Genomic DNA, 26,101 nt, shown 5'->3' with positions numbered 1-26,101 from the left:
TCAGGTTGATGGTTCATTGGTGGGAAGGGACCGAGCCATGCCGCGGCCTGTCCTCGAAAGGACGACCAGGATCCTCTCGGCCTCCTTCCCACTTCAACCATACACCCGAACCAACACACAGGATCCTCGGGTCTGCGCTGCGTCGCTACGCTCCTTGCTCCGCACGTGGATGACGAAGAAGGGTTGACAACTATTTATCTTGCACACTAAATAATCGTGCACAAGATAAATGGAGACCAGCAATGTCAGCACTCTACACCACCCAGGCTCGCGTCGTTGGCGGCCGTGCGGGGCATGCCGAGACCAGCGACGGCCTGCTCAAGGTCGATCTGGCGATGCCGAAAGAGCTCGGCGGGCAGGGTGGGGCCACCAATCCCGAACAGCTTTTCGCCGCCGGCTATGGCGCCTGCTTCGAAAGCGCCATCCGCTTCGTGGCGCGCAAGCAGAAGCTGCCGCTTCAGGACGCGGCGGTGACAGCCACCGTCAGCCTCTACCCCAACGACCAGGGCGGCTTCAGGCTGGGCGTTGCGCTGGCGGCCGAAACGAAAGGCCTTGATCAGTATCCGAGGCGCACAAGATCTGCCCCTATTCCAACGCCATCCGGGGCAATATCGATGTGGTGCTTTCCACGGTGGCGGTTGCGGCAAAGGCGGCATGACGACTGAAACCGAAATTCGAGCGAGCGACGTCCCGGCGGATAGCGCCGGGATGATCGCCATTCCGCGCCTCGACCAGCAGCTCTGCTTCGCGCTCTATTCGGCAAGCGGGCTGATGACCAGGCTTTACCGGCCGCTGCTCGACCCGCTCGGCCTGACCTACCCGCAATATCTGGCGATGCTGGCGCTGTGGCAGCGCTCGCCCATGACCGTCGGCGAGCTTGGCGAGGCGCTGGGGCTGGATTCGGCGACGCTGACGCCGCTGATCAAGCGGATGGAAGCGGGCGGATTGGTCACCCGCCGGCGCGATGCCGCCGACGAGCGCCGGGTGCTGGTCGAGCCGACGGCAAAGGGCCAGGCGCTGCGCGCGAACATGAAGGATGTGAGAGCGGCGCTCGACTGCAGCATGCCGCTGGAACGGGCCGAGCTCAAAGCCCTGCATGGCACGCTGACGCGACTGGTCGCCGGTTTGCGCGAAGCGGTTGCGGACCCTTCGGAATAGCCGCTCCCCCGGCTGCGTTCGGAAACCGTGCCGATCAGAGCATGGGAATCCGCTTTAGCGCTTATCCATGCAGCGGATCGGCTTGCAAGGCGCCTGCGGAAAGCTAAAGTCGGCGCCGGTTTTTCATGCGTGCGCCGCATAGCGGCCATTTCAGGTTCTGGGAGTTTGTCATGACCAAGTCGAAACTGCTGCTGGCCGCCATGCTGGCCTGTCTTCTCGCGCCCGTCGCGGTGCTCGCCGACACGTTGCCCGATCTCGGCGGCAAAAAGGTTGTGGTGGTGACGGAGAACGCCTATCCGCCGCTGCAGTTCATCGACAAGAAGACCGGCAAGCAGATCGGCTGGGAGTATGACGCGATGGACGAGATCGCCAAGCGGCTGAACTTCAAGGTCGAGTACCAGAACACCTCCTGGGATGCGATGATCCAGGCGGTTTCCGACAACCAGTACAACATCGGCATGACCGGTATCACCATCAAGGACGATCGCAAGGAGAAGGTCGACTTCTCCGACCCCTATATGCGTTCGGAGCAGTTCATGCTGGTGCGCGGCGACGAAAGCCGCTTCACCGATGCCAAGACCTTCGGCGCCTTCAAGGACGGGTTGATCGGGGCCCAACCCGGCACGACGCCGTTTTACACCGCCGTATACAGCGTGCTCGACGGCAATGAGCAGAATCCGCGGATCAAGCTGTTCGAAACCTTCGGCGCGACCGTGCAGGCGCTGAAGTCCGGCGATGTCGACGTGGTGCTCACCGACGGCACTGCCGGCAAGGGCTATGTCGACGCCTCCGAGGGCAAGCTCAAGCTGGTCGGCGGCCCGCTCGGCACTGAGGATTTCGGCTTCATCTTCCCGAAGGGTTCCGACCTGGTGAAGCCGGTCAACGCCGCGATCGCCGCGCTCAAGGCCGACGGCACGCTGGATGCGCTGAACAAGAAGTGGTTCCTCGACTACAAGATGGGGCAGTAGGCTTATCTTGTTACGGGCAGTGAGCTTGCAGGAACTCGCGCTGACTTTGCGCCAAGCCACCCCCCTCTGCCCTGCCGGGCATCTCCCCCTCAAGGGGGGAGATCGGATGTCGCGCCGGCTTTCGCCAATCTCCATCGACGCAGAACTGGCGGTGACGAGGAAGCTGCCAATCTCCCCCCTTGAGGGGGAGATGGCCGGCAGGCCAGAGGGGGGTGCCTTGGCGCTGCCCTCTCGGGACTTTCGTTCCGCCGGCATCGCCTGATGGCCAGCGCACCATCCACCGCCAAATCCGAATTCCCCTGGTGGCTGGCCGCCGCCCTTGTCCTTGCGCTCGCCGCCGCACTCGCCATCGCCGCAAGCGACCTCTACGCACAGGTCTTTGCCACCGTCGCCAAGGGCATCGGCATCACCGTCTTTGTCACGATGGTTGCCTTTGCGCTGGCCTCGGCGCTCGGGCTCGGCATCGCGCTGATGGCGCTGTCCGGCTCGCAATGGCTGCGCCAGATCGCGCGCTTCTATGTCGAGATCATCCGCGGCGTGCCGATCCTGGTGCTTTTGTTCTGGATCGCGTTCGCCGGGGCACCGGCATTCGTCGCGGGGTGGAACGCGCTGACGGCGCCGCTGCAGAACGCCGGGCTGCTTGGCGAATTGCTGGTGCGCGACGTTTCGCTTCTGTGGCGCGCCATCATGGCGCTCACCATCGGCTATTCGGCCTTCATCTCGGAAGTGTTCCGCGCCGGCATCCAATCGGTCGAGAAGGGCCAGATCGAAGCGGCGAAGGCGCTTGGTCTGACGCGCGTGCAGCGCTTCCGGCTGATCGTCTTCCCGCAGGCCATCCGCACCATCCTGCCACCGCTCGGCAACGACTTCGTCGCCATGGTCAAGGATTCCTCGCTGGTCTCGGTGCTGGGCGTCGCCGACATCACGCAGATGGGCAAAATCTATGCTGCCGGCTCCTTTCGCTTCTTCGAGACCTATTCGATCGTCGCCTATATCTATCTCATCCTGACCGTCGGGCTGTCGCTGGCGCTCAGGGCGCTGGAACAGCGGCTGCGCCGCCAGCACGAGGAATAGCCGCCGGGCACAGATCGCGCTACTTTCGGACGACATGCATTCGGCGCGGAGGAGCCGACCCATGAATTTCGACAAGGCCAATGCGGCGCTGGATTCCGTCTACACGGCAGAGACGCCGGAGGCGCTCGCCAAGGCCTATGCCGAATGGGCGGCGAACTATGACAGCGAGACCGCTTCGCTCGGCTATCTCTTGCCGTTCCTCATCACCGCCTGGGTGACGCGCCATGTACCGGCGGGCGAAGGCCCGTTGCTCGACGCCGGCTGCGGCACCGGGCTTTCCGGGCCCTCGCTGAAGGCTTTGGGCTATGGCGACATCGCCGGCCTCGACCTCTCCGACGACATGCTGAAGATCGCCGGCAGCCGCCAGGCGAATGGCAAGCCAGCCTACAGCGAGCTGAAAAAGGCGATGCTCGGCGGTCCGCTGCCTTGGCAGGACCGGCATTTCCGCGCCGTCTTCTCGACCGGCGTCTTCACCATCGGCCACGCGCCGGCCTCCGGCCTGCACGAACTGGTGCGCATCACGAAAGCCGGCGGCCACGCCATCTTCACCGTGCGCGACCGGGTGTTTGAGAGCGGCGGCTTTCAGGCGGTGTTCGACGAATTGGAGAAGGCGAGGAAATGGCGCGCGGTCGAGCAAAGCCCGTGGTTCCGCTGCTACGCAATCGGCGATCCGGAAGCCTTGGTGAAGACGTTTGTGTTCGAGGTGATGTGAGCGCCGGCTCTCCCTTCCCCCACAAGGGGAGAAGGAGGGCGCTGCTAATTGCCGAAAAGCCGAAACATTGCTATCTACCCGGCCATGGAAGAGCTTTTCGGCGATCCGGCGTATAAGGGTTTCGTGCTGCAGGACAGGAAGCGCCTGCCGTCGCGATTTGCCGCGCGCGTCTGCGGCGCGCTCACCAGCCGACTTAGCTAAGCCGACGTCACCTCGTCGCCCCTGCCGGATTTGTATCGTTCGGCGCTGGCTTCTTCTCATTTTCATATCGACGGATTTACGCACATGAGCGCACCGCGCACCCTCTACGACAAGATCTTCGACGACCATGTCGTCGACCGCCAGGACGACGGCACCTGCCTGCTCTATATCGACCGCCATCTGGTTCACGAAGTCACCAGTCCGCAGGCCTTCGAAGGCCTGCGCATGAGCAACCGCAAGGTTCGCCATCCGGAAAAGACGCTGGCCGTTGTCGACCACAACGTGCCGACCTCGCCCGAGCGCAAGTTCGGCATCAAGAACGAGGAAAGCCGCATCCAGGTCGAGGCGCTGGCCAGGAACGCCAAGGATTTCGGCATCGAATATTATTCCGAGAACGATGTCCGCCAGGGCATCGTCCACATCATCGGGCCGGAGCAGGGCTTCACGCTGCCCGGCATGACCATCGTCTGCGGCGACAGCCATACCTCGACGCACGGTGCTTTTGGAGCATTGGCGCATGGCATCGGCACGTCGGAAGTCGAGCATGTGCTCGCCACCCAGACGCTGATCCAGCGCAAGGCCAAGAACATGCTGGTGCGCGTCGACGGCCAGCTTCCGCAAGGCGTCACGGCCAAGGACATCATCCTCGCCATCATCGGCGAGATCGGCACTGCCGGCGGCACCGGCTATGTCATCGAATATGCCGGCGAAGCGATCCGCTCGCTGTCGATGGAAGGCCGCATGACGATCTGCAACATGTCGATCGAGGGCGGCGCGCGGGCCGGCCTGATCGCGCCGGACGAGACCACCTTCGCCTATGTCAAGGACAAGCCGCGCGCGCCGAAGGGCGCGGCCTGGGATGCCGCACTTGCCTATTGGAAGACGCTGCACTCCGACGAAGGTGCGCATTTCGACAAGGTGGTCGTGCTCGACGCGCAGAAACTCCCGCCGATCGTCTCCTGGGGCTCGTCGCCCGAGGACGTCGTCTCGGTGCAGGGCTTCGTGCCCAATCCGGCCGAGATCGCCGACGAGAACAAGCGCTCATCGAAGCTGCGCGCGCTCGACTATATGGGGCTGACGCCGGGAACCAAGATCACTGACATCGCGCTCGATCGCGTCTTTATCGGCTCCTGCACCAATGGCCGCATCGAGGACCTGCGCGCCGCCGCCAAGGTGGTCGAGGGCAAGAAGGTCAATCCGCGCGTCAATGCCATGATCGTCCCGGGCTCCGGCCTGGTGAAGGAACAGGCCGAGGCCGAGGGTCTCGACAAGATCTTCGTCGACGCCGGCTTCGACTGGCGCGAGCCGGGCTGCTCGATGTGCCTTGCCATGAACGACGACCGGCTGAAGCCGCATGAGCGCTGCGCCTCGACCTCGAACCGCAATTTCGAGGGCCGGCAGGGTTTCAAGGGCCGCACCCATCTGGTGTCGCCGGCCATGGCGGCGGCGGCGGCGATCGCCGGCCACTTCGTCGACATCCGCGACTGGAAGTAGCCGCGACTGGAAGTAGGCGCGACGGCAAATAGGACCCGCCGCAATCCTGACACCGGAACCCCGGACCGCGTCGTGGTTCGGGGTTTTCGCGGCCGGCCGAAGCAGGATTCCGCCTGCGCCAGCTTCTGCTTAACTGCTTGTTTGCGCTTCCGGACTAGCATCTCCCCCTGGGTCAAGTGGGGAAAGTCACGGTCCGTTGGACACCGGTCTGCTCATAGCGCTGCTCAATCCGACGATAGCGCTGGCGCTTGGCGCCGCGTTCCTCGTGCTGTGGTTTCATCAGCGGCACCGTCCCTATCTGGCGGTGCTGGCGGCGAGCTACTGCCTGTCGGCGCAGGGCTTCCTGCTGCAATATTTCACGCTTCCGGTCGGCCTCGTGGCGACCAAGGTGATCTCCAACATATGCTTCACCATAGCCGCCTGCTGCCTTTCCAGCGCGATCGTCGCGCGCTATGGCCGGCGCGTGCCCTATATCGGCATCGGCATCATGACCGGCGGCGGGCTCGCCGCCTTCGCGTGGTTCATGTTCGTCCAGCCGGATCTGACCTGGCGCGTGCTGGCCATGAATTTCGGCTTCGGGGGCCTTAGCCTGCTCGTCGCCGCCGAACTCAGGACCGTACGCAACAACGGGCCGACGGAAAAAATCCTGTTCATTCTGGCGCTGCTTTCCGGGCTGAACTTCACCGCCCGTACCCTGATCGTCGTCATCGCGCATGGACCCTTCCCAAACTATGACGGCTTCTACGGCTCGTCCTACTGGACGACGGCGCTGCTCTCGCATGCGCTTTTGTCGCTGCTCATCGCGCTCTCTCTGTTCACGGCGGCGGCGCTCGACGTGCTGAAGGCGCTGAAGGCCGAGACCCACACCGATCCGCTGTCCGGCCTTCTCAATCGCCGCGGCTTCGAGGAGCGGGCGGCGCTTCTGCTCGGCCAGTGCGCCAAGGCGGCATTCCCGGTCGCGTTGGTGCTTGCCGACCTCGATCACTTCAAGGCGCTCAACGACCAGCACGGACATGAGGCGGGCGACCGGGTGATTGCCGATTTCGCCGCCAAGCTGCGCTTTGCCACGGGCGCGCGGGGCGCGGCCGGCCGCATCGGCGGCGAGGAGTTCGCCGTGCTTCTGCCGCTCAGCGATCTCGCCTCGGCACGCCTGTTTGCCGAAGCGATACGCACATACTATTCCGCCGGCGCGGTCGACGGGCTTCCGCCTGGCGTCAGGGTGACCGCGAGCTTCGGCGTCGCCGCCCGCACCGGCAACGAGGGGCTGGCGCCGCTGATGCGGCGCGCCGACGAGGCGCTCTACAAGGCCAAGAGGAACGGCCGCGACAGCGTCCGTCTCTCCTACGAGCGCCCCGAAACCGCCTTCGTGCCCGAAGCGGTCGGCGTCGGCTGAGACGGACGGACCTCAGCCATCGGAGACGTCATGCCGTTCGAGATGACCCAAGCTATCGCGACCGCCAGAGACGCTTCGCCAAATCTCGAAGATATGCAGCCACCATGGCCGGCGTTAACATGTTTTTCGCCCGTCGGTGGTTTTCTGTCCCGGGGACTCAGGGAACATGGGCAGCGCTGATTTCATACTGGTGATCAATCTGTTCGTCGCCGGGCTTCTGGCGGCGGCCTTCATGACGATCGCCATCCATGACGTCGGGCGCGTGTCGGCGCGCTGGATGGCTTTCGCCTATGGGCTCGGCATGGCCTATTTCGCCATGGAATTCAGCATTCCCGCCTTTACCGATGCCCGGCTGCCGGTTGTCGTGGCCTTCGCCGTCTTCCTCGGCGCAACCATTGCCTTCAACGGCGGCCTTGCCCGCAAATACGGCGTTGCACCACCTTGGGTGCCGATGCTGTTGTTCCTGGCTGTCGCGTCGGTCGCCGTCTATCTGGTGCAGGACCTGCCGCGCCAGTCGCTCACACGCATGATGGCCTATCAGCTTCCCTACGCCGCCATGCAGTTCACCGCTCTCGGCATCGTGCTGTCTTCCAGGCAGAGGCTCGGGCGGCTCGATCACATATTGATGCTGGTGCTCGCGGCAAGCGCGGCGCAATTCGCTTCGAAACCCCTCATCGCCGGCGCGCTGGGCGGCTGGGGCGCCAATCCGCAATCCTATGTGCAGACGATCTACGCGCTGGTGTCGCAGTCGCTCGGCACCGTGTTCGGCCTGGCGGTGGCGTTGCTCGCGCTCGCCATACTGGTGCGCGACGTGCTGGCCGAGGCGACGTCGAAATCGGAGACCGATACGCTGTCGCGGCTCTTCAACCGCCGCGGCTTCGAACGCCATGCCGCCTTTGCGATGCGCGACGCCGTGCGCCAGGGTGTTCCGGTGGCGCTGCTCATTGCCGACCTCGACTACTTCAAGAGCGTCAATGACAGCTACGGCCATGCCTGTGGCGATCGCGTCATCGAGACCTTCGCGGGCTTCCTGCGCGAGGCGGCGGCCGAGCACCATGTCGCCGGCCGCATCGGCGGCGAGGAATTCGCCATCATCCTGCCGGGAACCAATCTCGCCGCCGCGCGGCTGTTCGCCGAAGGCGCGCGCAGCGCCTTCAGCGCTCTGCCGATCGACGGCCTGCCCGTCGATCATCGCTGCAGCGCGAGCTTCGGTGTCGCCGAGCTTGCCGCGGATGAGAGTTTTTCAGATCTTCTTCGTCGCGCCGACGACGCGCTCTATGCAGCCAAGAATGCCGGTCGCGATTGCGTCAGGGTCTCGACCGGGCGAGGTTTGCGGCAGGGTCCGATGCTGTTCAACGGCAAGGGCTGAGGTTGGGCATCTCGCCGTCGGAAAGACCGTACATGTAGGAGCGTCCCTTCACGAAGACCGGCGGCTGGTAACAGCCCGGCGCGCCGGCATCGTCGGAGTCATAGATGACATCGGGCTGGCCGGCACGGGTAAAGTCGGAGAGCTCCTTGGCGTGCCTGCCTTCGCCGACGATGATGCGCTTGTAGCCGGCGGCGCTGTCGATGACGAGATTGCCGAAGGAATCGGCATAGACGCGGTCGTGATGGCGCAAACCAGCCTCGGCCGGCACGGCAATCGCGGTGGCGAGCGCCGCCAGCGTGACGGCCGCGAAGCTTGCCTGCACTGATTTCGAACGCATGTCGCTCTCCCTTAAGCGCTGCGACCTCGTCGGATCGCGCTGCACAACGTCGAATCAGAAATTAACTCTTTCTTAACCTTTGTTAAGAGGTGCGTTGACCTCCGCTGCGGGATCTTAATGAACATGGTTAATTTCGGCGGCTTGGATCGACGGATCGCGTCGTCCAGCCCGGCCCGGCTTGACTCAGGGTGAACTTGATCTTGGCGCGCCGCGTGGCTAGCGTGCCGCGCACGAAAGGGGCCGCACATGGCGATTGGCCGGACGTTTCGGATGTCGTTCGTTATTCCGCTGCTTCTCGCGGCCGCGGCCTGCGTGCCGCAGGACGGCGCGCCCAAGGCGGCGAGCGCGGCATCGCCAGCGGTGTCGCCTGGTCCGGCCCAGCAGCCCGCTGCATCCATCGCGCCTTCAATGCCTGCAACACCCAAGACGCCTGGAGCCTCCCCGGCACCCGCGACCAAGATCATCACCGACTTGACCGCGCCACGATCCGCTGTGGGCACGGCCAGCTACAGATGCGGCAATGGCGGCGTGATCACCATCCAGAATCTTGGCCGGTCGCTGCGTGTCGTTGGACCGGACGGCGTGGCCGAGGAGTTTGCGGCTTCGCCGGCCAACCAGAGCAGCCGCTACCAGGAAGCGGCGACGCATGACGCAATCGTGATCGACGGACCCGAGGCGCTGGTGATGAAGAGAGGGTCGACGCCGCAGACGTGCAGGAGGTAGCGAGGGCAATCCTCATCGCCATATCGCACTGCAGCGAACGCTGCGCCGGCTTCGAAACAAGCGCTAATCGATTGAAGCGGATTTTCCCGTTTTTGTCAGACTAAATGACGTTTCCAAAACGATTTTCCGGCTTTGACGCGGTGCAAAAAGCGCATTAGAAACCGCCTATCCGAAGCCATTTATCGAGGCGGCAAGCGCCGCATCCTTCGCGGCTCCGGAACGCCAAACTGGGGGAGCCATGAGCAAATCACCAGCCACCCGCGCAGTTGCCAGACACGAACGGCCGCTTTCGCCGCATCTGTCGATCTACCGGCCGCCGATCACGATGACCATGTCGATCATCCATCGCATCACCGGCGGCGCGCTCTATTTCGGAACGCTGCTGGTGGCGGCGTGGCTGATCGCGGCTTCGACCTCGCAGGCCGCGTTCGATCTCGTCAACTGGGCCTTCGGCTCCTGGCTCGGCCGCCTGGTCCTGTTCGGCTACACCTGGGCGCTGATGCACCACATGCTGGGCGGGGTGCGCCACCTTGTCTGGGATACCGGAACCGGGCTCGAAAAACACACCGCTTCGAAGATCGCATGGGCAACGCTCGCCGGCTCGATCGTGCTGACGCTGCTGATCTGGATCGCCGGCTACATGGCGCGGGGAGCTTTCTGATGAGCGCGAACAACACCGACATGCGCACGCCGCTGGGCAAGGTCCGCGGGCTGGGCTCGGCCCGCGAGGGCACCGGCCATTTCTGGCGCCAGCGGCTGACCGCGATTGCCAACATCCCGCTGATCCTGTTCTTCGTCGGCTTCCTGATCGCGGTCAACGGCCACGACTATGCCGACGTGCGCGCTTCGCTCGCCAATCCCTTCGTGGCGCTGGTGCTGTCGCTGGTGCTCATTTCCGGGCTGTACCACATGCGGCTCGGCATGCAGGTGATCATCGAGGACTATGTGCATGGCGAGGGCATGAAGCTCGCGCTGATCGCGCTCAACACGTTCTTCTCAATCGCAGTGGGCGTCGCCTCGCTCTTCGCCCTGCTCAAACTGGCATTCGGAGGCTGACGTCTTGGCCAAGGACTCGAAAACCGCCAACACGGCTTCCGCCTACACTTTTGTCGACCACAAATTCGACGTGGTTATCGTCGGCGCCGGCGGCGCCGGCCTGCGCGCCACGCTCGGCATGGCCGAGCAGGGGCTGCGCACCGCCTGCATCACCAAAGTGTTCCCGACCCGCTCGCATACGGTGGCGGCCCAGGGCGGCATCGCCGCCTCGCTCGCCAACATGGGTCCCGACAACTGGCAGTGGCATCTCTTCGACACCGTCAAGGGATCGGACTGGCTGGGCGACATCGACGCGCAGGAATACATGGTTCGGGAGGCGCCCGCGGCGGTCTACGAACTCGAGCACTACGGCGTGCCGTTCTCGCGCACCGAAGAGGGCAAGATCTACCAGCGGCCCTTCGGCGGCATGATGATGAATTTCGGCGAAGGGCCGCCAGTGCAGCGCACCTGCGCCGCCGCCGACCGCACCGGCCATGCCATGCTGCATACGCTCTACGGCCAGTCGCTGAAGAACAACGCGCAGTTCTTCATCGAGTATTTCGCGCTCGACCTGATCATGGAGCCGGACGGCACCTGCACCGGCGTCGTCGCATGGAACCTCGACGACGGCACCATCCACCGCTTCTCCGCGAAGATGGTGGTGCTGGCGACAGGCGGCTATGGCCGCGCCTATTTCTCGGCCACCTCGGCGCATACCTGCACCGGCGACGGCGGCGGCATGGCGGCACGTGCCGGGCTGCCGCTGCAGGACATGGAATTCGTGCAGTTCCATCCGACCGGCATCTATGGCGCCGGCTGCCTGATCACCGAAGGCGCGCGCGGCGAGGGCGGCTATCTGGTCAATTCCGAGGGCGAGCGCTTCATGGAGCGCTATGCGCCGTCGGCCAAGGACCTCGCCTCGCGCGACGTGGTCTCGCGCTGCATGACGATGGAGATCCGCGAGGGCCGCGGCGTCGGCCCGAAGAAGGACCACATCTTCCTGCATCTCGACCATCTCGACCCGGCCGTCCTGCATGAAAGGCTGCCAGGCATTTCGGAGTCGGCAAAGATCTTCGCCGGCGTCGACCTGACCAAGGAACCGATCCCGGTGCTGCCGACGGTCCACTACAACATGGGCGGCGTGCCGACCAATTACTGGGGCGAGGTGCTCAACCCGACGTCGAGTAGCCCGGACAGGGTGTCGCCGGGGCTGATGGCGGTGGGCGAGGCGGCCTGCGCTTCGGTGCACGGCGCCAACCGGCTGGGCTCGAATTCGCTGATCGACCTGGTCGTCTTCGGCCGCGCCGCAGCGATCAGGGCCGGCCAGGTGATCGACCGCAATTCGCCGATTCCTTCGCCCAACGAAGCGTCGGTCGAGAAGATCATGGACCGCTTCGACCGGCTGCGCCACGCCAACGGCTCGACGCCGACCGCGGTCCTGCGCGAGAAGATGCAGAAGGCGATGCAGGAAGACGCGGCGGTGTTCCGCACGCAGGAGTCGCTGGACAATGGCTGCAAGCGCGTTTCCGAGATCTGGGGCGAACTGAAGGACATCAAGGTGTTCGACCGCTCGATGATCTGGAATTCGGATCTCGTCGAAACACTGGAACTGGAAAACCTGATGGCCAACGCCATCACCACCGTGCAAGGCGCGGCGGCGCGCAAGGAGAGCCGCGGGGCGCATGCGCGCGAGGACTTCACCGCGCGTGACGACGCCAACTGGCGCAAGCACACCTTGGCTCGCGTCAGCGAGGACGGCAAGGTGACGCTGACCTACCGACCGGTGCACACCGAACTGCTCCTGGCGCAAAAGGACGGCGGCATCGATCCGGCCAAGATCGCGCCGAAGGCGCGGGTGTACTGATGATGGCGCAGGCGGCCGCGGGATATTCCGGCACGCCCCTTCCGGCCAAGCTCGGCCTGAGGGACGGGACGGTCGCCGCCTTCATCGCGCTGCCGGCGGAACTGGACGCATTGGCCGAGGCGGTAGACTTTGCCCATGTCGACCGGCTCGCCGATTGGTCGAAGATCGCAGGCGCCTGCCAGCGATACGATGCCGTGCACGCCTTCACCCGGCAGCGCGCCGAGATCGAGGACGGCCTTGCAGGCATCGAGACGGCGATCAAGCGCGACGGCATGGTCTGGGTCTCCTGGCCGAAGAAGGCATCGAAGGTGGCCACCGACGTCACCGAGGACGTGATCCGCGCGCAAGCGCTCAAGCTGAACCTCGTCGACGTCAAGGTCGCCGCCGTCAACGAAATCTGGTCCGGGCTGAAGCTCGTCATCCGAAAGGACCGCAGGTAATGGTCGAACTCACGCTTCCCAAGAATTCGAAAGTTCAGCAGGGCAAGACCTGGCCGAAGCCGGAGGGCGCCACCAACCTGCGCGAATACCGGATCTACCGCTGGTCGCCGGACGATGGCGAAAACCCGCGCATGGACACCTATTTCGTCGACATGGACGACTGCGGGCCGATGGTTCTCGACGCCCTGCTCTGGATCAAGAACAAGATCGACCCGACGCTTACGCTGCGCCGCTCCTGCCGCGAAGGCATCTGCGGCTCCTGCGCCATGAACATCGACGGCTCGAACACGCTGGCCTGCACCAAGGGCTGCGACGACATTTCCGGCGCGGTCAAGATCTACCCGCTGCCGCACACGCCCGTCATCAAGGACCTGGTGCCCGACCTCACCAATTTCTATGCCCAGCATGCCTCGATCGAACCCTGGCTGAAGACGGTCTCGCCCGAGCCCGCCAAGGAGTGGCTGCAGAGCCATGAGGATCGAGAGAAGCTCGACGGGCTCTACGAGTGCATCCTGTGCGCCTGCTGCTCGACGTCGTGCCCGAGCTACTGGTGGAACGGCGAGCGCTATCTCGGCCCGGCGACGCTGCTGCAGGCCTATCGCTGGCTGATCGATTCCCGCGACGAGGCGACCGGCGAACGGCTCGACAATCTCGAGGATCCGTTCCGGCTCTACCGCTGCCACACCATCATGAACTGCGCGCAGACCTGCCCCAAGGGACTCAACCCGGCCAAGGCGATCGCGGAGATCAAGAAGATGATGGTGGAGAGAAGGGTTTAAGGTTTCGGCCCAATGACCGACCTCCCCGTCCTCTCCCCCACCGAAGCCCGCGTGCTCGGCTGCCTGATCGAGAAGAAGGAGCTGACGCCGGATGTCTATCCGCTGACGCTCAACGGCGCGCACCAGGCCGCCAACCAGAAGACGGCGCGCGAGCCGGTGATGGCGCTGGAACTGACGGAGGTCCGGCGGGCGCTGAGCCAGCTCGAGCAGAAGGGCCTGGTGCGCCAGGCGTTCGCCTCGCGCGTCGAGCGCTACGAGCATCTGATGGCGCAGCGTTTTTCGCTCACCACGCCGCAGATCGCGATCGTCGGCCTGCTGCTTTTACGCGGCGCGCAGACGGCGCATGAACTTCTGGCCCGCGCCGAACGCATGGCGCGCTTTGCCTCGATCGAGGAGCTGCGCGACAACATCGACCTGATGATCGGCCGCCGCCCGCCGCTCATCCAGCTGCTCGACCGCGCTCCCGGCCAGCGCGAGGAGCGCTATGTGCATCTGTTGAGCGGGCCGGTGGAGGCGTCGGCGATAGCGGCGCTGTGGCAGCCGCCCGCCTCGTCACCGGATGCCGATCTCGAAGCGCGGGTGAAGGCGCTGGAGGAAGAGGTCGCGGCGTTGCGCGCGAAGCTCGAGGCGCTGGGCGGGTAGCTCACCGGACAGAGTTGGCGCGAGGCGCCCCCTCTGTCATGCCGGACATCTCCCGCGAGGGGGATCAGACGTCACGCCGGGTTTCGCCAATCGCGACGTTGAAAGCCCAGTCACCCCAGCTTCGCGTCGAGCGAGACCTTGATGGCGCCGAGCGCCTTCGAGACCGGGCATTCGGCCTTGGCTTTTTCGGCGAGTTCCTTGAATTTCGCCGCGTCGATGCCCGGCACCTTGCCGACCAGGGTGATGGCGCTCCCGGTGATGCCGGTGCCGGGCACCAGCGTCACCACCGCCCTGGCGTCGAGCTCGGCGGCCGGCGTGCCGTTCTCGGCGAGGAAATGCGACAGCTGCATGGCGTAGCAGCCGGCATGGGCGGCGGCGATCAGCTCTTCCGGGTTGGTGCCGGATTTGCCGCTCTCGTCCTCGAAGCGCGCCTTGAAGGAGTAGGGCGTGCCCTTGAGCGCCCCGCTCTGGGTGTCCAGCGTGCCCTTGCCTTCCTTCAGATTGCCTTTCCAGACGGCGTTTGCGGTGCGGTCCATGAAATCCTCCTGGCTTGTCGGGGTCTACGCCGGCGGCCGCCGGCGTTCCCCGTGAACTATAGCGCGGGCGCGACGGAAGGCCATCCTAAGGCGTGTTGAGATTCAAGTGAGGCCGGCCTGAAAAAAATGCGCGTGCAAAAATGTCGACTTCCTGTCGGCCCGAGCGTCCTGCGGGCGGCCACCGATGCACGGCCGATGGAGGATCAGAATGGACAACCTGTTTTTCGCGCTTTGGAAGCGTCCGGGCCGAAAGGTCCAGCGGCCGGAAGATTTCTGGCTAAACCCGCCATCATCGGGCTTCGGCCGGCTGCTTGTGGCGGCGGGCGTCATCGGGATTGCCGCGTGCCTGCTCGACCACGCGGCGGCCGTCGGAAGCAAGGCTGACAGCGTCGCCGTCGCTTCATATGGTTCATCACAGGAAGGGAACGAAAAATGAAATATGTGCTGCTGGTCTATGGCCAGGAAAAAGACCTCTTCGCGCTCACCCCGCAGCAATCGGCGAAGCTCGATGCCGATTCGCTGGCCTATGACAGGAAGCTGGAAGGTCAAGGAAAGCTGATCATCGCCCAGGCGCTGCAGCCGGTGAAGATGTCGAAGTCGCTCAGGCGGCGCAAGGGCAAACGGCTGGTCACCGACGGGCCCTTCGCCGAAACCAAGGAGCAGTTGCTCGGCTTCGTCATGATCGAAGCGGCGGATCTCGACGAGGCGCTGGAGATCGCCGAGGGCATTCCGCTGGCCGAGTTCGGCACCGTCGAGGTCAGGGCGATCTACGACATACCGGGGTCATAGATCCCAACCAGACAGCTCCATCATCGCAAAGAGGCTGCAGCATTTGATGCCTTGTGGGTGGCGACCTAAAGCCAGGACATTCGATCTCGGTGCGCAGATGCCTGCAGGGAACACCTCTGACCTCTTCACCGGCCGCAATTCTTGCGTGTTGAAGCAACGGCGCAGTTCTCTTATTGTCGCGGGAATTTCCGGGGGATTTCGACATGCCTTTTCTGCTGGCTATTCTTGGCGTGCTGGGCGCCGCGGGCTTCTGGTGGTACCGGATGAAGGCCATGAACGAGGCCGCGCGCGAGGTCGCCGACGTCGTCGGACGCGTGCAGGGCAACATCCGCCGCAAGAAGCTGCGCAAGCAGGCGGCGCTGTCGCCCCTGACGGCGATCGACGATCCGGTGGTAGCCGCTGCGACGCTGATCACAGCGATCGTTGCCGAACAGGGTCCGGTCCTGCCCCAGCGCGAAGCCGTCATCCGCGAGGTGATTTCGCAGATCGCGAGCAGTCAGAAGAAGACCGACGAGGCGGTCGTCTATGCCAAATGGGCCGCCGCGCAGATCGACGACACCACGATCGTCATCGACAAGCTGGCGCCATTCCTGCGCGAGCGCCTCGATCCGCATGAGCGGGACGACCTGCTCAGGATGCTCAATCGTGTTGCCAAGGGCGGCGAGCAGAGCCTGAAGATAGCGGACCAGCGCATGCTGAGGCTGCGGCAGAAGCTTGGGTTTGAGGTGAATTAAGCTGAAGCTGTAGCGACCGGATCGCCTGCCTTCGTGATTGGCCGAAACGCCCCTCGCCTCGTCATTCTATGGCGGAGCAAGGAGCGAAGCGACGCGGCGCAGACCATAGAATCCATGCCGTGACTTCGAAGCGTTGCGACGGTGCAGAATTCTGCCCCGCAGCGCTCTTCGGCGAAGGTCACGGAATGGATCCTCGGGTCTGCGCTCCGCTTCGCGTCGCTCCGCCCGTGGATGACGACGTCGCGGAGGCTTCGGCCAACTGCGAGGCGCCTCAGATCGCCTCGCCCTTCAATAGCCGCGGCGTGTCGCCGGACAGGCCCGAGGCCTGGCGGATGAAGAATTCCTTCAGCCGCGGCATGCGCTCGACGAGGCCGAGCCCGATGTCGCGGACTTGGCGCAGCGGGCCGATGTCGTTGGAGAACAGCCGGTTCAGCACGTCGGTGGTGACGCCCATCTGCAGCGTGTCGAAGCGGCGCCACTGCTGGTAGCGCTCGAGCACGTCGAGGGCGCCGATGTCCTGGCCGAGACGGTCGGCCTCGACCACCACCTCGGCGAGGGCCGCGACATCCTTGAAGCCGAGATTGAGGCCCTGGCCGGCGATCGGGTGGATGCCGTGGGCGGCGTCGCCGGCGAGCGCGATGCGGGGCGCCACGAACGCGCGCGCAAGGGTGAGGCCAAGCGGCCAGGCGCGCGGCTTGTCGGCGACGCGGATCTCGCCGAGCTTGAGCCCAAAACGCTGCTCCAGCTCGTGCTCTAAGACGAACTCGTCACCCTCGACCAGCTTCTGCGCATCCTCTGTGCGCTCGACCCAGACGATGGACGAGCGGTTGGTCCCGTCCTTGTCCGGTTTCAGCGGCAATGTGGCGAAGGGGCCCGCCGGCAAAAAGTGCTCCTCGGCGCGGCCGTTGTGCGGGCGCTCGTGGGCTACCGTGCAGACGATGCCGGACTGGCCGTATTCCCATCTCACCGTCTTGATGCCGGCCATGTCGCGCAGCTTCGAATGGACGCCGTCGGCGGCAATCAGGAGCCGCGCCTTGAGCGTCGCGCCATCGGCCAGATGCACGGTGATGCCGGCGCCGTTCGCGTCGAAGGCGCTGACGGCCACGCCTTCGATGATGTCGATGCCGAGCTCCTCGGCACGCCGCCGCAGCGCCCCGTTCAGATCCCGGTTGGCGACCATGTGGGCGAAGGGCTCGCCAGGCGCCACCTCGCCGTCGAAGGTCAAAAACACCGGGCGCACCGGATCGGCGGCGCGCGAGTCGGTGATGATCATCTCGGTGATGGCCTGCGCTTCCGGCGCGATCTCCTGCCAGACGCCGAGCTGCTCCAGCATGCGGCAGGCCGCGGCGGCGATCGCCGAGGCGCGGCCGTCCTTGCGCCAGACGCCGGCGGGGGCCGCGTCGACCAGCGCAACGCCCAGGCTGGGACGCGCCTGCTTCAACGACACGGCCACGGCCAGGCCGACATAGCCGGCGCCGGCGACGAGCACGTCGAGCTGGGCTTCGCCTGCTCCATCTGCTCCTGCTCCATCCGGTTTGCGGTCGACCATGGCATCATCCTTTCGCGGCTTCCGGCCCCGGTGCCGGCCGTGGCAGCTTGACTGCTTGGCCGTCCTGTCCGAAACCGCCAATGGCACATCTTTGAAGGACGTGGAACATGACGGCGGCCATGGACGAGCTCCTCGACATTCTCGACCTCGAGCAGCTCGAACACAATCTGTATCGTGGTCGCAGCCCCAAGCTCGACTGGCAGCGCGTGTTCGGCGGCCAGACCATCGCCCAGGCACTCGTCGCCGCCCAGCGCACGGTCGAGCCCGGGCGGCATGTGCATTCGCTGCACGGCTATTTCATGCGGCCCGGCGACACCAAGGTGCCGATCGTCTACGAGGTCGACCGCATCCGCGACGGCGGCTCATTCACCACGCGCCGGGTGGTGGCGATCCAGCATGGGCAGGCGATCTTCTCGCTGGAGGCTTCGTTCCAGCAGGATGAGGTCGGCCTGGAGCATCAGCTGCCGATGCCGCGCGACGTGCCGGCACCCGATACGCTTTTGTCGCAGCGCGAGCTGCTCGGCAAGTTCGGCGAGGCGGTGCCGGAAGGCATCAAGCGCTACTGGGAGCGCGACCGTCCGATCGAGATGAAGCCGGTGATGCTGAAACACTACACCAGCCGCGAGAAGCTGGAGCCGGAGCAGAATATCTGGATCCGCACCACCGGCCCGGTGCCCGACGACCGCGCGACGCAGGCGGCGGTGCTTGCCTATCTTTCCGACATGACGCTGCTCGACACCTCGACCTTCGCGCATGGCCGCGCCATCTTCGACCGCGACATCCAGGCGGCGAGCCTCGACCACGCGATGTGGTTCCACCGCAGCCATTCGCTGGACGACTGGATCCTCTACACGCAGGACAGTCCCTCGACGCAAGGCTCGCGCGGCTTCACCCGCGGGTCGCTGTTCGCGCGTGACGGAACGCTGATCGCCTCGGTTGCCCAGGAAGGCCTCATCCGGCTGAAACGGTGAGCCGGCCTCTGCTAAAGCCTATAAAACGGGCATTTTTGAAATTTTGCCTATTTCTTAATCAGGTACCTTGACGCCTCTGCGCACGATTTCTGTGCAAGGGCCGCCCATCCCCTTTGTTTACAACAGGTTAACGGCCTGCTTCGGCAATTGGCACGGAGCTTGAATCCTGTCCGGCACTCTCCGGCTCTCATGGGGATCGGCGAAGTGGTGCAAACGCGGGGGACCGCAACAGCAAAGGGTGAAACCTTATGAAAATCGTGATGGCAATCATCAAGCCGTTCAAGCTCGACGAGGTGCGCGAAGCGCTCACCGCCGTCGGCATCCAGGGCCTGACCGTCACCGAAGTCAAAGGCTACGGGCGTCAGAAAGGACACACGGAAATCTACCGCGGCGCGGAATACGCGGTCAGCTTCCTGCCCAAGATCAAGATCGAGGTCGCCGTCGGCGCCGACATGGTCGACAAGGCCGTCGAGGCCATCACCGCGGCCGCCAAGACCGGCCAGATCGGCGACGGCAAGATCTTCGTCTTCGGCATCGACCAGGCGGTGCGCATCCGTACCGGCGAAACAGACACCGACGCGCTGTAAAGCGGCGACCAGCTATTCCAACGGAGAGTTCAATGAATATTCCTTCCACCTTGAAGACGACGGGACGCGCGGCCGCTTCGCTCGCTCTCGTAGCGCTCAGCACTGCCGCCGCCTTCGCGCAGGAAGCCGCTCCCGCGGCGGCGCCGGCCGCACCCGCCGCGCCGACCCCGGTGCTCGATACCGGCAACACCGCCTGGATGCTGACGTCGACGGCGCTGGTGCTGATGATGACCATTCCGGGCCTGGCGCTGTTCTACGGCGGCATGGTGCGCAAGAAGAACGTGCTCGCCACCATCATGCAGAGCTTCGCGATCACCTGCCTGGTGACGGTGCTGTGGTTCATCATCGGCTATTCGCTGGCCTTCACCACCAATGACTCCCCCGGAATGAATGCCTATATCGGCGGCTTCTCGAGGCTCTTCCACCATGGCATCACCACCTCGACGCTGTGGCTGCCGGGTGTGGCGAACATTCCTGAATTCGTCTTCTCGATGTTCCAGATGACGTTTGCCATCATCACGCCGGCGCTGATCGCCGGCGCCTTCGCCGAGCGCATGAAGTTCTCGGCGCTGCTCCTCTTCATGGGCCTGTGGCTGGTCTTCGTCTACTCCCCGATCGCGCACTGGGTGTGGGGCGGCGGCTTCCTCGGCTCGGCCGGCGTTCTCGACTTCGCCGGCGGCACGGTCGTCCACATCAATGCCGGTGTCGCGGGCCTGGTCTGCGCGCTCGTTCTCGGCAAGCGCGAGGGCTATGGCACCACCAACATGGCGCCGCACAACCTGGTCTATTCGGTGATCGGCGCCTCGCTGCTGTGGGTCGGCTGGTTCGGCTTCAACGCGGGTTCGGAACTCGCCGCCGACGGCCTGGCGGGCGCGGCGATGATGAACACGCAGGTCGCCACCGCCGCAGCGGCGCTGGCCTGGATGTTCGCAGAATGGATCGTCGCCAAGAAGCCCTCGGTGCTCGGCATCATCTCGGGCGCCGTCGCCGGCCTGGTCGCGGTGACGCCGGCCTCCGGCTTCGTCAACCCGACCGGCGCCTTCATCGTCGGCATCATCGCCGGCGTCGTCTGCTACCTGTCGGCGGTCAAGCTCAAGCATGCGTTCGGCTATGACGACTCGCTCGATGCCTTCGGCGTCCATGGCGTCGGCGGCGTGGTCGGCGCGCTCCTCACCGGCGCGCTCGCTGATCCGGCGATCAATGCACTCGGCAAGGGCGCTTCGGTCGGCACGCAGATCTACGGCATCGTCTTCACCATCCTGTGGACGGCGATCGCCACCTTCGTGATCCTCTTCATCGTCAAGGCGCTGGTCGGCCTGCGTCCGAGCACCCAGGAAGAGGTCGAAGGTCTCGACGTCACCCAGCACGGCGAAGTGGTGCCGTAAGGCAAGCCTCGCCCGGGCCGGCGGATCCTCCTCCCGCCGGCCCAGATATCAACGAAGATATCAACGAAAGCCGCGCAGTGGTTTTCTGAAACGACTCCCAAGATCCCGTCGTGATGCTCTCGAAAGGGGCTCACGCCTTGAGGCCCGGAAAATCTTCCGGGCCTCCTTTTTGTCTGGCGGGTCGTCAGGCGAACTTCCGATCACATTCACTTGATCGCGCCAGCACGAAACGTTGGCTCCGGTGGTTTCGTACTGGGATAGCGACGCCACCCTGGCGCTCGCCAACAAAAGGGAAGGAACCAACCGATGAACTTCAAGAATATCTTCCTGGGAGCAATGGCTCTGTCGATGGTCAGCGGGGTTGTCCTTGCTGGCGCCCTCGACGAGCCGGACAATATGGCGCCGTTCTTCACCGATGCCGGCATGAAGACCATGAAGTCCGAAGCCGACTTCAAGGCCGCCTGGGCTGCGACGGCCAAGGACAAGCAGGACATGATGATGAAGGAGTGCCAGGACGCGGCGATGAGCAAGCCCCACGCCGAATTCTGCGCCAACCTGATGATGTATGCCGGTCATAAGTGATTTGCGGCAGATCGGGTCCTGACGGCCTGATCGTTCGTCGTTGCCAAGATGGCGGACTTGACGGCCCGCCATCTCCTTTCCGAGGGGCATGTCGGTAAAAGGCCATGGTTAATGCGGCCTTAACCTTCCCGCCGATAGTCTGTCGTTCGAATCTGCCGGAGTGCGCCAAGCGCCCGGCCAGGCAACGACTTACGGGGAAGAGGCATGCGTTCAGGCGCTTCAGCACCGCTCGCGCTGACCGATACGGGGCACGGCATCCAGGCGTTCGCGCGGCGGCAGGTCGGGCGGCTGGTCGGCGCCGGCCTGTTCGTGTTCACCGCTTTCGGCGTCGCCAGCCTCGCCACCTGGAACGTCGCCGATCCAAGCTTCTCGCATGCGACGAACAACATCGTCACCAACGCCATGGGCTACACAGGCGCGGTGTTTTCCGACCTCGCCATGCAGTTCTTCGGCTTAGCCGCGGTCGCTGGCCTGGTGCCGGCGGTGGTCTGGGGTTTTCTTCTCTTCTCCGCGCGTGGCGTAGACAGGCTGCCGAAGCGCGGCCTGGCCTGGTTCGGCTTCGCGCTGCTGGCGGCGGCGATCGCCGGCTGTGTCACCCCGCCCAACACCTGGCCGCTGCCGACGGGCCTTGGCGGAGTCTTCGGCGACATGGTGCTGAAAATCCCGGGCATCGCCGTCGGCGGCTACCCGAAGGGCCTTTTCGCCAGCATCATCGCCGTCGTGCTTGCAGCGCCGGCGCTTTGGCTGTTCGCATACGGCTCGGCGCTGATTGCGCGCAAGAACGGCTTTGCCGTCATGGAGCGCGCCGCCGAGCCCGACCCGCGCGAGCAGGACGGTCTGCTCTTCGACGAGGATGAGGACGAGGGCGACGAAGGCATTCTGGCGCTCGGCGCCATCACCCATTGGTGGCTGTCGTTCCGCGCATGGATGCACCGCCGCGCCGCGCGCCGCAGGCAGGAACGCGACGAGTTCGAGCCGCAGATGGAACCGCGGGCAAGCGCCTGGCGGCGCGCCGCCGAACGGGTCGAGTCGGCCGAGTTCGCCGAGGCCCGGATGAGCCTCGGCGGCCGCGCCCGCGTCGAGCCGGAATTCTTCGCCGCGATGGTCAACGACCGCAGCGCTTCGGTTGATCCCGTCGACGACGATGTCTTCGACGAAGAGGAAGAGGCCGAGCTCGACGATTTCGATGACGAGAGGCCTGTCCAGCGCCGCGCCAATGTGCGCAACTTCCGCTCGGACGCGGCGACCCGTGTCGAGGCCCCGGCGCCGCGCCCGGTGCAAGGCGCGCGCGTCCAGCGCGAGGCGCAGACTTCGCTGATCGGCTCCGGCGCGTTCGAGATGCCGTCGCTGCATTTCCTGTCCGAGCCGAAGAACGTGGCGAAGGACCCGAGCCTGTCGAAGGATGCGCTGGAGCAGAACGCAAGGCTGCTCGAAGGCGTGCTCGAGGATTTCGGCGTCAAGGGCGAGATCATCCATGTCCGCCCGGGTCCTGTCGTCACGCTCTATGAGCTCGAGCCCGCTCCCGGCATCAAATCCTCGCGCGTCATCGGCCTTTCCGACGATATCGCCCGCTCGATGAGCGCGATCGCCTGCCGCGTCGCCGTCGTCCCCGGCCGCAATGCCATCGGCATCGAGCTGCCGAACGCCAAGCGCGAGACGGTCTATCTGCGGGAAATCATGGCAAGCCGCGACTTCGAGACGACCAAGGCCAAGCTGGCGCTGGCGCTCGGCAAGACCATCAATGGCGAGGCGGTCATCGTCGATATCGCCAAGATGCCGCACGTGCTGGTCGCCGGCACCACCGGCTCGGGCAAGTCGGTCGCCATCAACACCATGATTCTCTCGCTGCTCTACCGGCTGACGCCGCAGGAATGCCGGCTGATCATGATCGATCCGAAGATGCTCGAACTCTCGGTCTATGACGGCATCCCGCATCTGCTGACACCGGTCGTCACCGACCCGAAGAAGGCGGTGGTGGCGCTGAAGTGGACCGTGCGCGAGATGGAAGACCGCTACCGCAAGATGTCCAAGGTCGGCGTGCGCAACATCGACGGTTTTAACGCACGCGTGCAGCTCGCCGAGAAAAAGGGCGAAAAGATCTCGCGCACGGTGCAGACCGGATTCGACCGCCAGACCGGCGAGGCGATCTACGAGACCGAGGATCTCGATCTCGAGCCGATGCCCTATATCGTGGTCATCATCGACGAGATGGCCGACCTGATGATGGTCGCCGGCAAGGACATCGAGGGCGCGGTGCAGCGCCTGGCGCAGATGGCGCGCGCCGCCGGCATCCATGTCATCATGGCGACCCAGCGTCCGTCCGTCGACGTCATCACCGGCACGATCAAGGCCAACTTCCCGACCCGCATCTCCTTCCAGGTGACGTCGAAGATCGACAGCCGCACCATCCTCGGCGAACAGGGCGCCGAGCAGCTGCTCGGCATGGGCGATATGCTCTACATGGCCGGCGGCGGCCGCATCCAGCGCGTCCACGGCCCGTTCGTCTCGGACGACGAGGTCGAGCGGATCGTCGGGCATCTGAAGCTGCAGGGTGTGCCCGAATATCTCGACGCCATCACCGAGGACGACGAGGAAGACGATGAGGACGGCGCCTCGGGCAGGAGCTCCGGCGGCGGTGGCGGCGGCAATTTCGAGGATTCCGACGATCCCTACGACCAGGCGGTGGCGGTGGTGCTGCGCGACGGCAAGGCCTCGACCAGCTATATCCAGCGCCGGCTCGGCATCGGCTACAACCGCGCCGCATCGATCATCGAGAAGATGGAGAAGGAAGGCATTGTCGGCCCGGCCAACCATGCCGGCAAGCGCGAGATCCTGGTGCCGACCGAGGACGACAAATTCTAGCCCGGCGGCGGCCCGGAGGGCCCGCCGGCAACCTTGAACCTTCTGGCGCGTTCATGCGACGCAGCGCCGTGTGACCCGCCAAACTTAGGCCCAACTGGGGGTCCAGAGACTGCGACGACACGAATCACAGGAAGTGACCGGCATGAAGACCCAGACAGATTTCGCTCCGAACCGCCGGCAGGTGCTCGGCCTTGGCCTTGTGCTCGCGGGCGCGGCCGCCATCAATGTCGTGCCGGGCTTCCAGCTTCTGGCGCAGGCGCAGGCCGCGGTTCCGCCGGCGGCTCAAAAGATCGCCGACCACTTCTCCTCGGTCAAATCGATGAGCGGCGAGTTCGTGCAATTCGGCCCGAAGGGCGAACAGACCGGCGGCAAGTTCTTCCTCGAGCGCCCCGGCAAGATCCGCTTCAACTATGACGGATCCTCGAACTTCCGGGTGATCTCCGACGGCAAGTCGGTCGTGATCCTCAACAAGAAGCTGAACACCTCCGACCTCTATCCGCTGTCGAAGACGCCGCTGAAATTGCTGCTCGACGACCGGATCGACCTCTCGGGCGGGCGGGTGAAGGCCGTCAAGGAAGAGGACGACCTCACCACCATCAAGCTGTCCGACAAGTCGGTGTTCGGCAATGCGATGATCACCATGATGTTCGACCCGAAGAGCTACGAGCTGCGCCAGTGGACGATCACGGACGCTCAGGGCAAGGACACGACGGTGATGATCTTCAACGTCAAGGAAGGCGGCAGCTTCCCGCCGGATACCTTCGCCATCGACTACACGGCGAACCGCGAGCTGAATACCAAGACAAGATAGATTCGGGCCAGGCCGGCCTGCAAAGCGGGCCGGCTTGTTTTTGCGGCGCATGGCTGGCAGTAGATCGGCGACCTTCTTTCGGACCCGCCTGAATGCCCTTCACCATCGCCACCTGGAACATCAACTCCGTGCGCCTGCGCATGCCGATCGTCGAGCGGCTCTTGAAGGAGCACGCGCCGGACGTGCTCTGCCTGCAGGAAACCAAGGTTCCGGACGAGCTCTTTCCTGAAAAGGCCTTCCGCAAGGCGGGCTACGAGCACATCCATTTCCACGGCCAGAAGGGCTATCACGGCGTCGCCACCGTGGCCCGCCGTCCGATCGAGCTGGTCGAGAAGCGGCGTTTCTGCGAGATCGACGACAGCCGGCACCTGTCGGTCAGGATCCAGGCCGGAGGCAGGTCGGTCCTGCTGCACAATTTCTATGTGCCGGCGGGCGGCGACGAGCCGGATCCGGAGATCAACCGCAAATTCCGCCACAAGCTAGACTTCGTGGCCGAGATGAACGGCGTACCGGCGAGCCAGGACGATCTGTCCGCATCGATCCTGGTCGGCGACCTCAACATCGCGCCACAGGAGCATGACGTCTGGTCGCACAAGCAGCTCCTCAACGTCGTCAGCCACACGCCGGTCGAGACCGAAAACTTCGAGGCGATGCGGCAGCAGGGCGGCTGGGTCGACCTGATGCGCCTCAACGTGCCGGCCGAGCAAAAACTCTACACCTGGTGGAGCTACCGCGCGAAGGATTGGGAGGCTTCCGGTCGAGGTCGCCGGCTCGACCATGTCTGGTCGTCGGCCAATCTGGTGCCGAGTTTCAAGGGCTACGAGATCCTGAAGGCCGCGCGGGGCTGGGAGAAGCCGTCGGACCATGTGCCGGTCATCGCCAAGTTTGATTTGGAATAGGGCGTGGCGGCGGAGAAAGGGCGGCTGCCCCCTCGGTCGTCATCCTAGGGCGGAGCGACGCGAAGCGGAGCGCAGACCTAGGATCCTGTGTGTTGGTTCCGGTGTATGGTTGAAGTGGGAAGGAGACCGAGTGGATCCTGGTCGTCCTTTCGGACAGGCCGTGGCATGGCCCGGTCCCTTCCCACCGGTAAAACCATCAACCTGAAC

The 26,101-nt window shown here is 64.7% G+C and carries 27 protein-coding genes and 1 pseudogene; 25 read left to right on the top strand and 3 right to left on the bottom strand.

Features of this window, described 5'->3' with window-relative positions:
• Positions 1-242: 242 nt before the first annotated feature.
• From EN853_RS31345 to EN853_RS31300, 8 genes and pseudogenes are all read left to right on the top strand, one after another.
• A pseudogene (locus EN853_RS31345) lies at positions 243-658 on the top strand (organic hydroperoxide resistance protein).
• On the top strand, positions 655-1,158 hold the full coding sequence (locus tag EN853_RS31340; RefSeq protein ID WP_127862830.1) for a MarR family transcriptional regulator: 504 nt from the start codon (positions 655-657) through the stop codon (positions 1,156-1,158). Before EN853_RS31345 ends, EN853_RS31340 begins: the two are co-directional and overlap by 4 nt.
• A gap of 170 nt (positions 1,159-1,328) precedes the next feature.
• The gene (locus EN853_RS31335; protein WP_127862829.1) at positions 1,329-2,126 is read left to right on the top strand and encodes a transporter substrate-binding domain-containing protein; all 798 of its coding nucleotides are present in this window, start codon (positions 1,329-1,331) and stop codon (positions 2,124-2,126) included.
• A 261-nt stretch (positions 2,127-2,387) separates the two neighbouring features.
• Positions 2,388-3,200 (top strand): amino acid ABC transporter permease, encoded by an 813-nt coding sequence (locus EN853_RS31325; RefSeq protein WP_127862828.1) that lies wholly within the window; start codon positions 2,388-2,390, stop codon positions 3,198-3,200.
• 61 nt (positions 3,201-3,261) lie between these two features.
• Positions 3,262-3,912 carry a class I SAM-dependent methyltransferase gene (locus EN853_RS31320; RefSeq protein ID WP_127862827.1) on the top strand — a complete coding sequence of 217 codons (651 nt, stop codon included), beginning with the start codon at positions 3,262-3,264 and terminating at the stop codon, positions 3,910-3,912.
• Between the two features lie 285 nt (positions 3,913-4,197).
• Complete coding sequence (leuC, locus tag EN853_RS31310) at positions 4,198-5,607, top strand: 3-isopropylmalate dehydratase large subunit (RefSeq protein WP_127862826.1); 1,410 nt, start codon at positions 4,198-4,200, stop codon at positions 5,605-5,607.
• A 196-nt stretch (positions 5,608-5,803) separates the two neighbouring features.
• On the top strand, positions 5,804-7,000 hold the full coding sequence (locus EN853_RS31305; protein WP_127862825.1) for a GGDEF domain-containing protein: 1,197 nt from the start codon (positions 5,804-5,806) through the stop codon (positions 6,998-7,000).
• 166 nt (positions 7,001-7,166) lie between these two features.
• On the top strand, positions 7,167-8,369 hold the full coding sequence (locus tag EN853_RS31300; protein WP_127862824.1) for a GGDEF domain-containing protein: 1,203 nt from the start codon (positions 7,167-7,169) through the stop codon (positions 8,367-8,369).
• Here the strand turns inward: EN853_RS31300 and EN853_RS31295 are convergent.
• On the bottom strand, positions 8,353-8,706 hold the full coding sequence (locus tag EN853_RS31295) for a hypothetical protein (RefSeq protein WP_127862823.1): 354 nt from the start codon (positions 8,704-8,706) through the stop codon (positions 8,353-8,355). The genes EN853_RS31300 and EN853_RS31295 overlap by 17 nt on opposite strands.
• A 246-nt stretch (positions 8,707-8,952) precedes the next feature.
• On the opposite strand from EN853_RS31295, the gene EN853_RS31290 reads away from it, so the two are divergent.
• The 7 genes from EN853_RS31290 to EN853_RS31260 all read left to right on the top strand — a co-directional run bounded on the left by EN853_RS31290 (position 8,953) and on the right by EN853_RS31260 (position 14,189).
• Positions 8,953-9,429 carry a hypothetical protein gene (locus EN853_RS31290; RefSeq protein ID WP_127862822.1) on the top strand — a complete coding sequence of 159 codons (477 nt, stop codon included), beginning with the start codon at positions 8,953-8,955 and terminating at the stop codon, positions 9,427-9,429.
• A gap of 238 nt (positions 9,430-9,667) precedes the next feature.
• On the top strand, positions 9,668-10,090 hold the full coding sequence (gene sdhC, locus EN853_RS31285) for a succinate dehydrogenase, cytochrome b556 subunit (protein ID WP_127862821.1): 423 nt from the start codon (positions 9,668-9,670) through the stop codon (positions 10,088-10,090).
• The gene (gene sdhD, locus EN853_RS31280; protein WP_127862820.1) at positions 10,090-10,485 is read left to right on the top strand and encodes a succinate dehydrogenase, hydrophobic membrane anchor protein; all 396 of its coding nucleotides are present in this window, start codon (positions 10,090-10,092) and stop codon (positions 10,483-10,485) included. The genes sdhC and sdhD overlap by 1 nt, the downstream gene beginning before the upstream one ends.
• Before the next feature lie 4 nt (positions 10,486-10,489).
• Positions 10,490-12,328 carry a succinate dehydrogenase flavoprotein subunit gene (sdhA, locus tag EN853_RS31275; protein ID WP_127862819.1) on the top strand — a complete coding sequence of 613 codons (1,839 nt, stop codon included), beginning with the start codon at positions 10,490-10,492 and terminating at the stop codon, positions 12,326-12,328.
• 2 nt (positions 12,329-12,330) lie between these two features.
• Positions 12,331-12,768: a DUF3052 family protein gene (locus EN853_RS31270; protein WP_127862832.1), complete on the top strand. Its 438-nt coding sequence runs from the start codon at positions 12,331-12,333 to the stop codon at positions 12,766-12,768.
• Entirely contained in the window at positions 12,768-13,547 is a 780-nt protein-coding gene (locus EN853_RS31265) for a succinate dehydrogenase iron-sulfur subunit (protein WP_127862818.1), read from the top strand. The genes EN853_RS31270 and EN853_RS31265 overlap by 1 nt, the downstream gene beginning before the upstream one ends.
• A gap of 12 nt (positions 13,548-13,559) precedes the next feature.
• Entirely contained in the window at positions 13,560-14,189 is a 630-nt protein-coding gene (locus tag EN853_RS31260) for a DUF480 domain-containing protein (protein WP_127862817.1), read from the top strand.
• 110 nt (positions 14,190-14,299) lie between these two features.
• Here the strand turns inward: EN853_RS31260 and EN853_RS31255 are convergent, their stop codons facing one another.
• Positions 14,300-14,725, bottom strand: coding sequence for an OsmC family protein (locus tag EN853_RS31255; RefSeq protein ID WP_127862816.1), 426 nt, complete (start codon positions 14,723-14,725; stop codon positions 14,300-14,302).
• Positions 14,726-14,933: 208 nt separating this feature from the next.
• Between EN853_RS31255 and EN853_RS31250 the strand changes: the two genes are divergently transcribed.
• From EN853_RS31250 to EN853_RS31240, 3 genes are all read left to right on the top strand, one after another.
• The gene (locus EN853_RS31250; protein WP_127862815.1) at positions 14,934-15,161 is read left to right on the top strand and encodes a hypothetical protein; all 228 of its coding nucleotides are present in this window, start codon (positions 14,934-14,936) and stop codon (positions 15,159-15,161) included.
• Entirely contained in the window at positions 15,158-15,514 is a 357-nt protein-coding gene (locus EN853_RS31245) for a YciI family protein (protein WP_127862814.1), read from the top strand. Before EN853_RS31250 ends, EN853_RS31245 begins: the two co-directional genes overlap by 4 nt.
• Before the next feature lie 203 nt (positions 15,515-15,717).
• Positions 15,718-16,248 (top strand): hypothetical protein, encoded by a 531-nt coding sequence (locus EN853_RS31240; protein WP_127862813.1) that lies wholly within the window; start codon positions 15,718-15,720, stop codon positions 16,246-16,248.
• 271 nt (positions 16,249-16,519) lie between these two features.
• Here the strand turns inward: EN853_RS31240 and EN853_RS31235 are convergent, their stop codons facing one another.
• Positions 16,520-17,797: a ubiquinone biosynthesis hydroxylase gene (locus tag EN853_RS31235; RefSeq protein WP_127862812.1), complete on the bottom strand. Its 1,278-nt coding sequence runs from the start codon at positions 17,795-17,797 to the stop codon at positions 16,520-16,522.
• 107 nt (positions 17,798-17,904) lie between these two features.
• Here EN853_RS31235 and tesB point away from each other — a divergent pair, with 107 nt between their 5' ends.
• From tesB to xth, 7 genes are all read left to right on the top strand, one after another.
• Positions 17,905-18,768 (top strand): acyl-CoA thioesterase II, encoded by an 864-nt coding sequence (tesB, locus tag EN853_RS31230; RefSeq protein ID WP_127862811.1) that lies wholly within the window; start codon positions 17,905-17,907, stop codon positions 18,766-18,768.
• 248 nt (positions 18,769-19,016) lie between these two features.
• Complete coding sequence (locus EN853_RS31225) at positions 19,017-19,355, top strand: P-II family nitrogen regulator (protein WP_006327120.1); 339 nt, start codon at positions 19,017-19,019, stop codon at positions 19,353-19,355.
• A 32-nt stretch (positions 19,356-19,387) separates the two neighbouring features.
• Positions 19,388-20,740, top strand: coding sequence for an ammonium transporter (locus tag EN853_RS31220; protein ID WP_127862810.1), 1,353 nt, complete (start codon positions 19,388-19,390; stop codon positions 20,738-20,740).
• Between the two features lie 306 nt (positions 20,741-21,046).
• Complete coding sequence (locus EN853_RS31215; RefSeq protein ID WP_127862809.1) at positions 21,047-21,322, top strand: hypothetical protein; 276 nt, start codon at positions 21,047-21,049, stop codon at positions 21,320-21,322.
• A gap of 204 nt (positions 21,323-21,526) precedes the next feature.
• Positions 21,527-24,184 (top strand): DNA translocase FtsK, encoded by a 2,658-nt coding sequence (locus EN853_RS31210; protein ID WP_127862808.1) that lies wholly within the window; start codon positions 21,527-21,529, stop codon positions 24,182-24,184.
• Positions 24,185-24,326: 142 nt separating this feature from the next.
• Positions 24,327-24,995, top strand: a complete 669-nt coding sequence (locus EN853_RS31205; protein ID WP_127862807.1) for an outer membrane lipoprotein carrier protein LolA — start codon at positions 24,327-24,329, stop codon at positions 24,993-24,995.
• A 92-nt stretch (positions 24,996-25,087) separates the two neighbouring features.
• A complete protein-coding gene (gene xth / locus EN853_RS31200; protein WP_127862806.1) occupies positions 25,088-25,894 on the top strand; it encodes an exodeoxyribonuclease III in 807 nt (268 codons plus the stop codon).
• Positions 25,895-26,101: the final 207 nt, after the last annotated feature.

The sequence above is a fragment of the Mesorhizobium sp. M1C.F.Ca.ET.210.01.1.1 genome (assembly GCF_004791585.1).
Classification (GTDB): domain Bacteria; phylum Pseudomonadota; class Alphaproteobacteria; order Rhizobiales; family Rhizobiaceae; genus Mesorhizobium.
This window is presented reverse-complemented; position numbering and strand designations above follow the sequence as displayed.

What these genes read in the sequence shown, in the direction of transcription:
- EN853_RS31340 (WP_127862830.1), top strand. Translation starts at nt 655, where the DNA reads ATGACGACTGAAACCGAAATTCGAGCGAGCGACGTCCCGGCGGATAGC.
- EN853_RS31335 (WP_127862829.1), top strand. Translation starts at nt 1,329, where the DNA reads ATGACCAAGTCGAAACTGCTGCTGGCCGCCATGCTGGCCTGTCTTCTC.
- EN853_RS31325 (WP_127862828.1), top strand. Translation starts at nt 2,388, where the DNA reads ATGGCCAGCGCACCATCCACCGCCAAATCCGAATTCCCCTGGTGGCTG.
- EN853_RS31320 (WP_127862827.1), top strand. Translation starts at nt 3,262, where the DNA reads ATGAATTTCGACAAGGCCAATGCGGCGCTGGATTCCGTCTACACGGCA.
- leuC (WP_127862826.1), top strand. Translation starts at nt 4,198, where the DNA reads ATGAGCGCACCGCGCACCCTCTACGACAAGATCTTCGACGACCATGTC.
- EN853_RS31300 (WP_127862824.1), top strand. Translation starts at nt 7,167, where the DNA reads ATGGGCAGCGCTGATTTCATACTGGTGATCAATCTGTTCGTCGCCGGG.
- EN853_RS31295 (WP_127862823.1), bottom strand. Translation starts at nt 8,706, where the DNA reads ATGCGTTCGAAATCAGTGCAGGCAAGCTTCGCGGCCGTCACGCTGGCG.
- EN853_RS31290 (WP_127862822.1), top strand. Translation starts at nt 8,953, where the DNA reads ATGGCGATTGGCCGGACGTTTCGGATGTCGTTCGTTATTCCGCTGCTT.
- sdhC (WP_127862821.1), top strand. Translation starts at nt 9,668, where the DNA reads ATGAGCAAATCACCAGCCACCCGCGCAGTTGCCAGACACGAACGGCCG.
- sdhD (WP_127862820.1), top strand. Translation starts at nt 10,090, where the DNA reads ATGAGCGCGAACAACACCGACATGCGCACGCCGCTGGGCAAGGTCCGC.
- EN853_RS31270 (WP_127862832.1), top strand. Translation starts at nt 12,331, where the DNA reads ATGGCGCAGGCGGCCGCGGGATATTCCGGCACGCCCCTTCCGGCCAAG.
- EN853_RS31265 (WP_127862818.1), top strand. Translation starts at nt 12,768, where the DNA reads ATGGTCGAACTCACGCTTCCCAAGAATTCGAAAGTTCAGCAGGGCAAG.
- EN853_RS31260 (WP_127862817.1), top strand. Translation starts at nt 13,560, where the DNA reads ATGACCGACCTCCCCGTCCTCTCCCCCACCGAAGCCCGCGTGCTCGGC.
- EN853_RS31255 (WP_127862816.1), bottom strand. Translation starts at nt 14,725, where the DNA reads ATGGACCGCACCGCAAACGCCGTCTGGAAAGGCAATCTGAAGGAAGGC.
- EN853_RS31250 (WP_127862815.1), top strand. Translation starts at nt 14,934, where the DNA reads ATGGACAACCTGTTTTTCGCGCTTTGGAAGCGTCCGGGCCGAAAGGTC.
- EN853_RS31245 (WP_127862814.1), top strand. Translation starts at nt 15,158, where the DNA reads ATGAAATATGTGCTGCTGGTCTATGGCCAGGAAAAAGACCTCTTCGCG.
- EN853_RS31240 (WP_127862813.1), top strand. Translation starts at nt 15,718, where the DNA reads ATGCCTTTTCTGCTGGCTATTCTTGGCGTGCTGGGCGCCGCGGGCTTC.
- EN853_RS31235 (WP_127862812.1), bottom strand. Translation starts at nt 17,797, where the DNA reads ATGGTCGACCGCAAACCGGATGGAGCAGGAGCAGATGGAGCAGGCGAA.
- tesB (WP_127862811.1), top strand. Translation starts at nt 17,905, where the DNA reads ATGACGGCGGCCATGGACGAGCTCCTCGACATTCTCGACCTCGAGCAG.
- EN853_RS31225 (WP_006327120.1), top strand. Translation starts at nt 19,017, where the DNA reads ATGAAAATCGTGATGGCAATCATCAAGCCGTTCAAGCTCGACGAGGTG.
- EN853_RS31220 (WP_127862810.1), top strand. Translation starts at nt 19,388, where the DNA reads ATGAATATTCCTTCCACCTTGAAGACGACGGGACGCGCGGCCGCTTCG.
- EN853_RS31215 (WP_127862809.1), top strand. Translation starts at nt 21,047, where the DNA reads ATGAACTTCAAGAATATCTTCCTGGGAGCAATGGCTCTGTCGATGGTC.
- EN853_RS31210 (WP_127862808.1), top strand. Translation starts at nt 21,527, where the DNA reads ATGCGTTCAGGCGCTTCAGCACCGCTCGCGCTGACCGATACGGGGCAC.
- EN853_RS31205 (WP_127862807.1), top strand. Translation starts at nt 24,327, where the DNA reads ATGAAGACCCAGACAGATTTCGCTCCGAACCGCCGGCAGGTGCTCGGC.
- xth (WP_127862806.1), top strand. Translation starts at nt 25,088, where the DNA reads ATGCCCTTCACCATCGCCACCTGGAACATCAACTCCGTGCGCCTGCGC.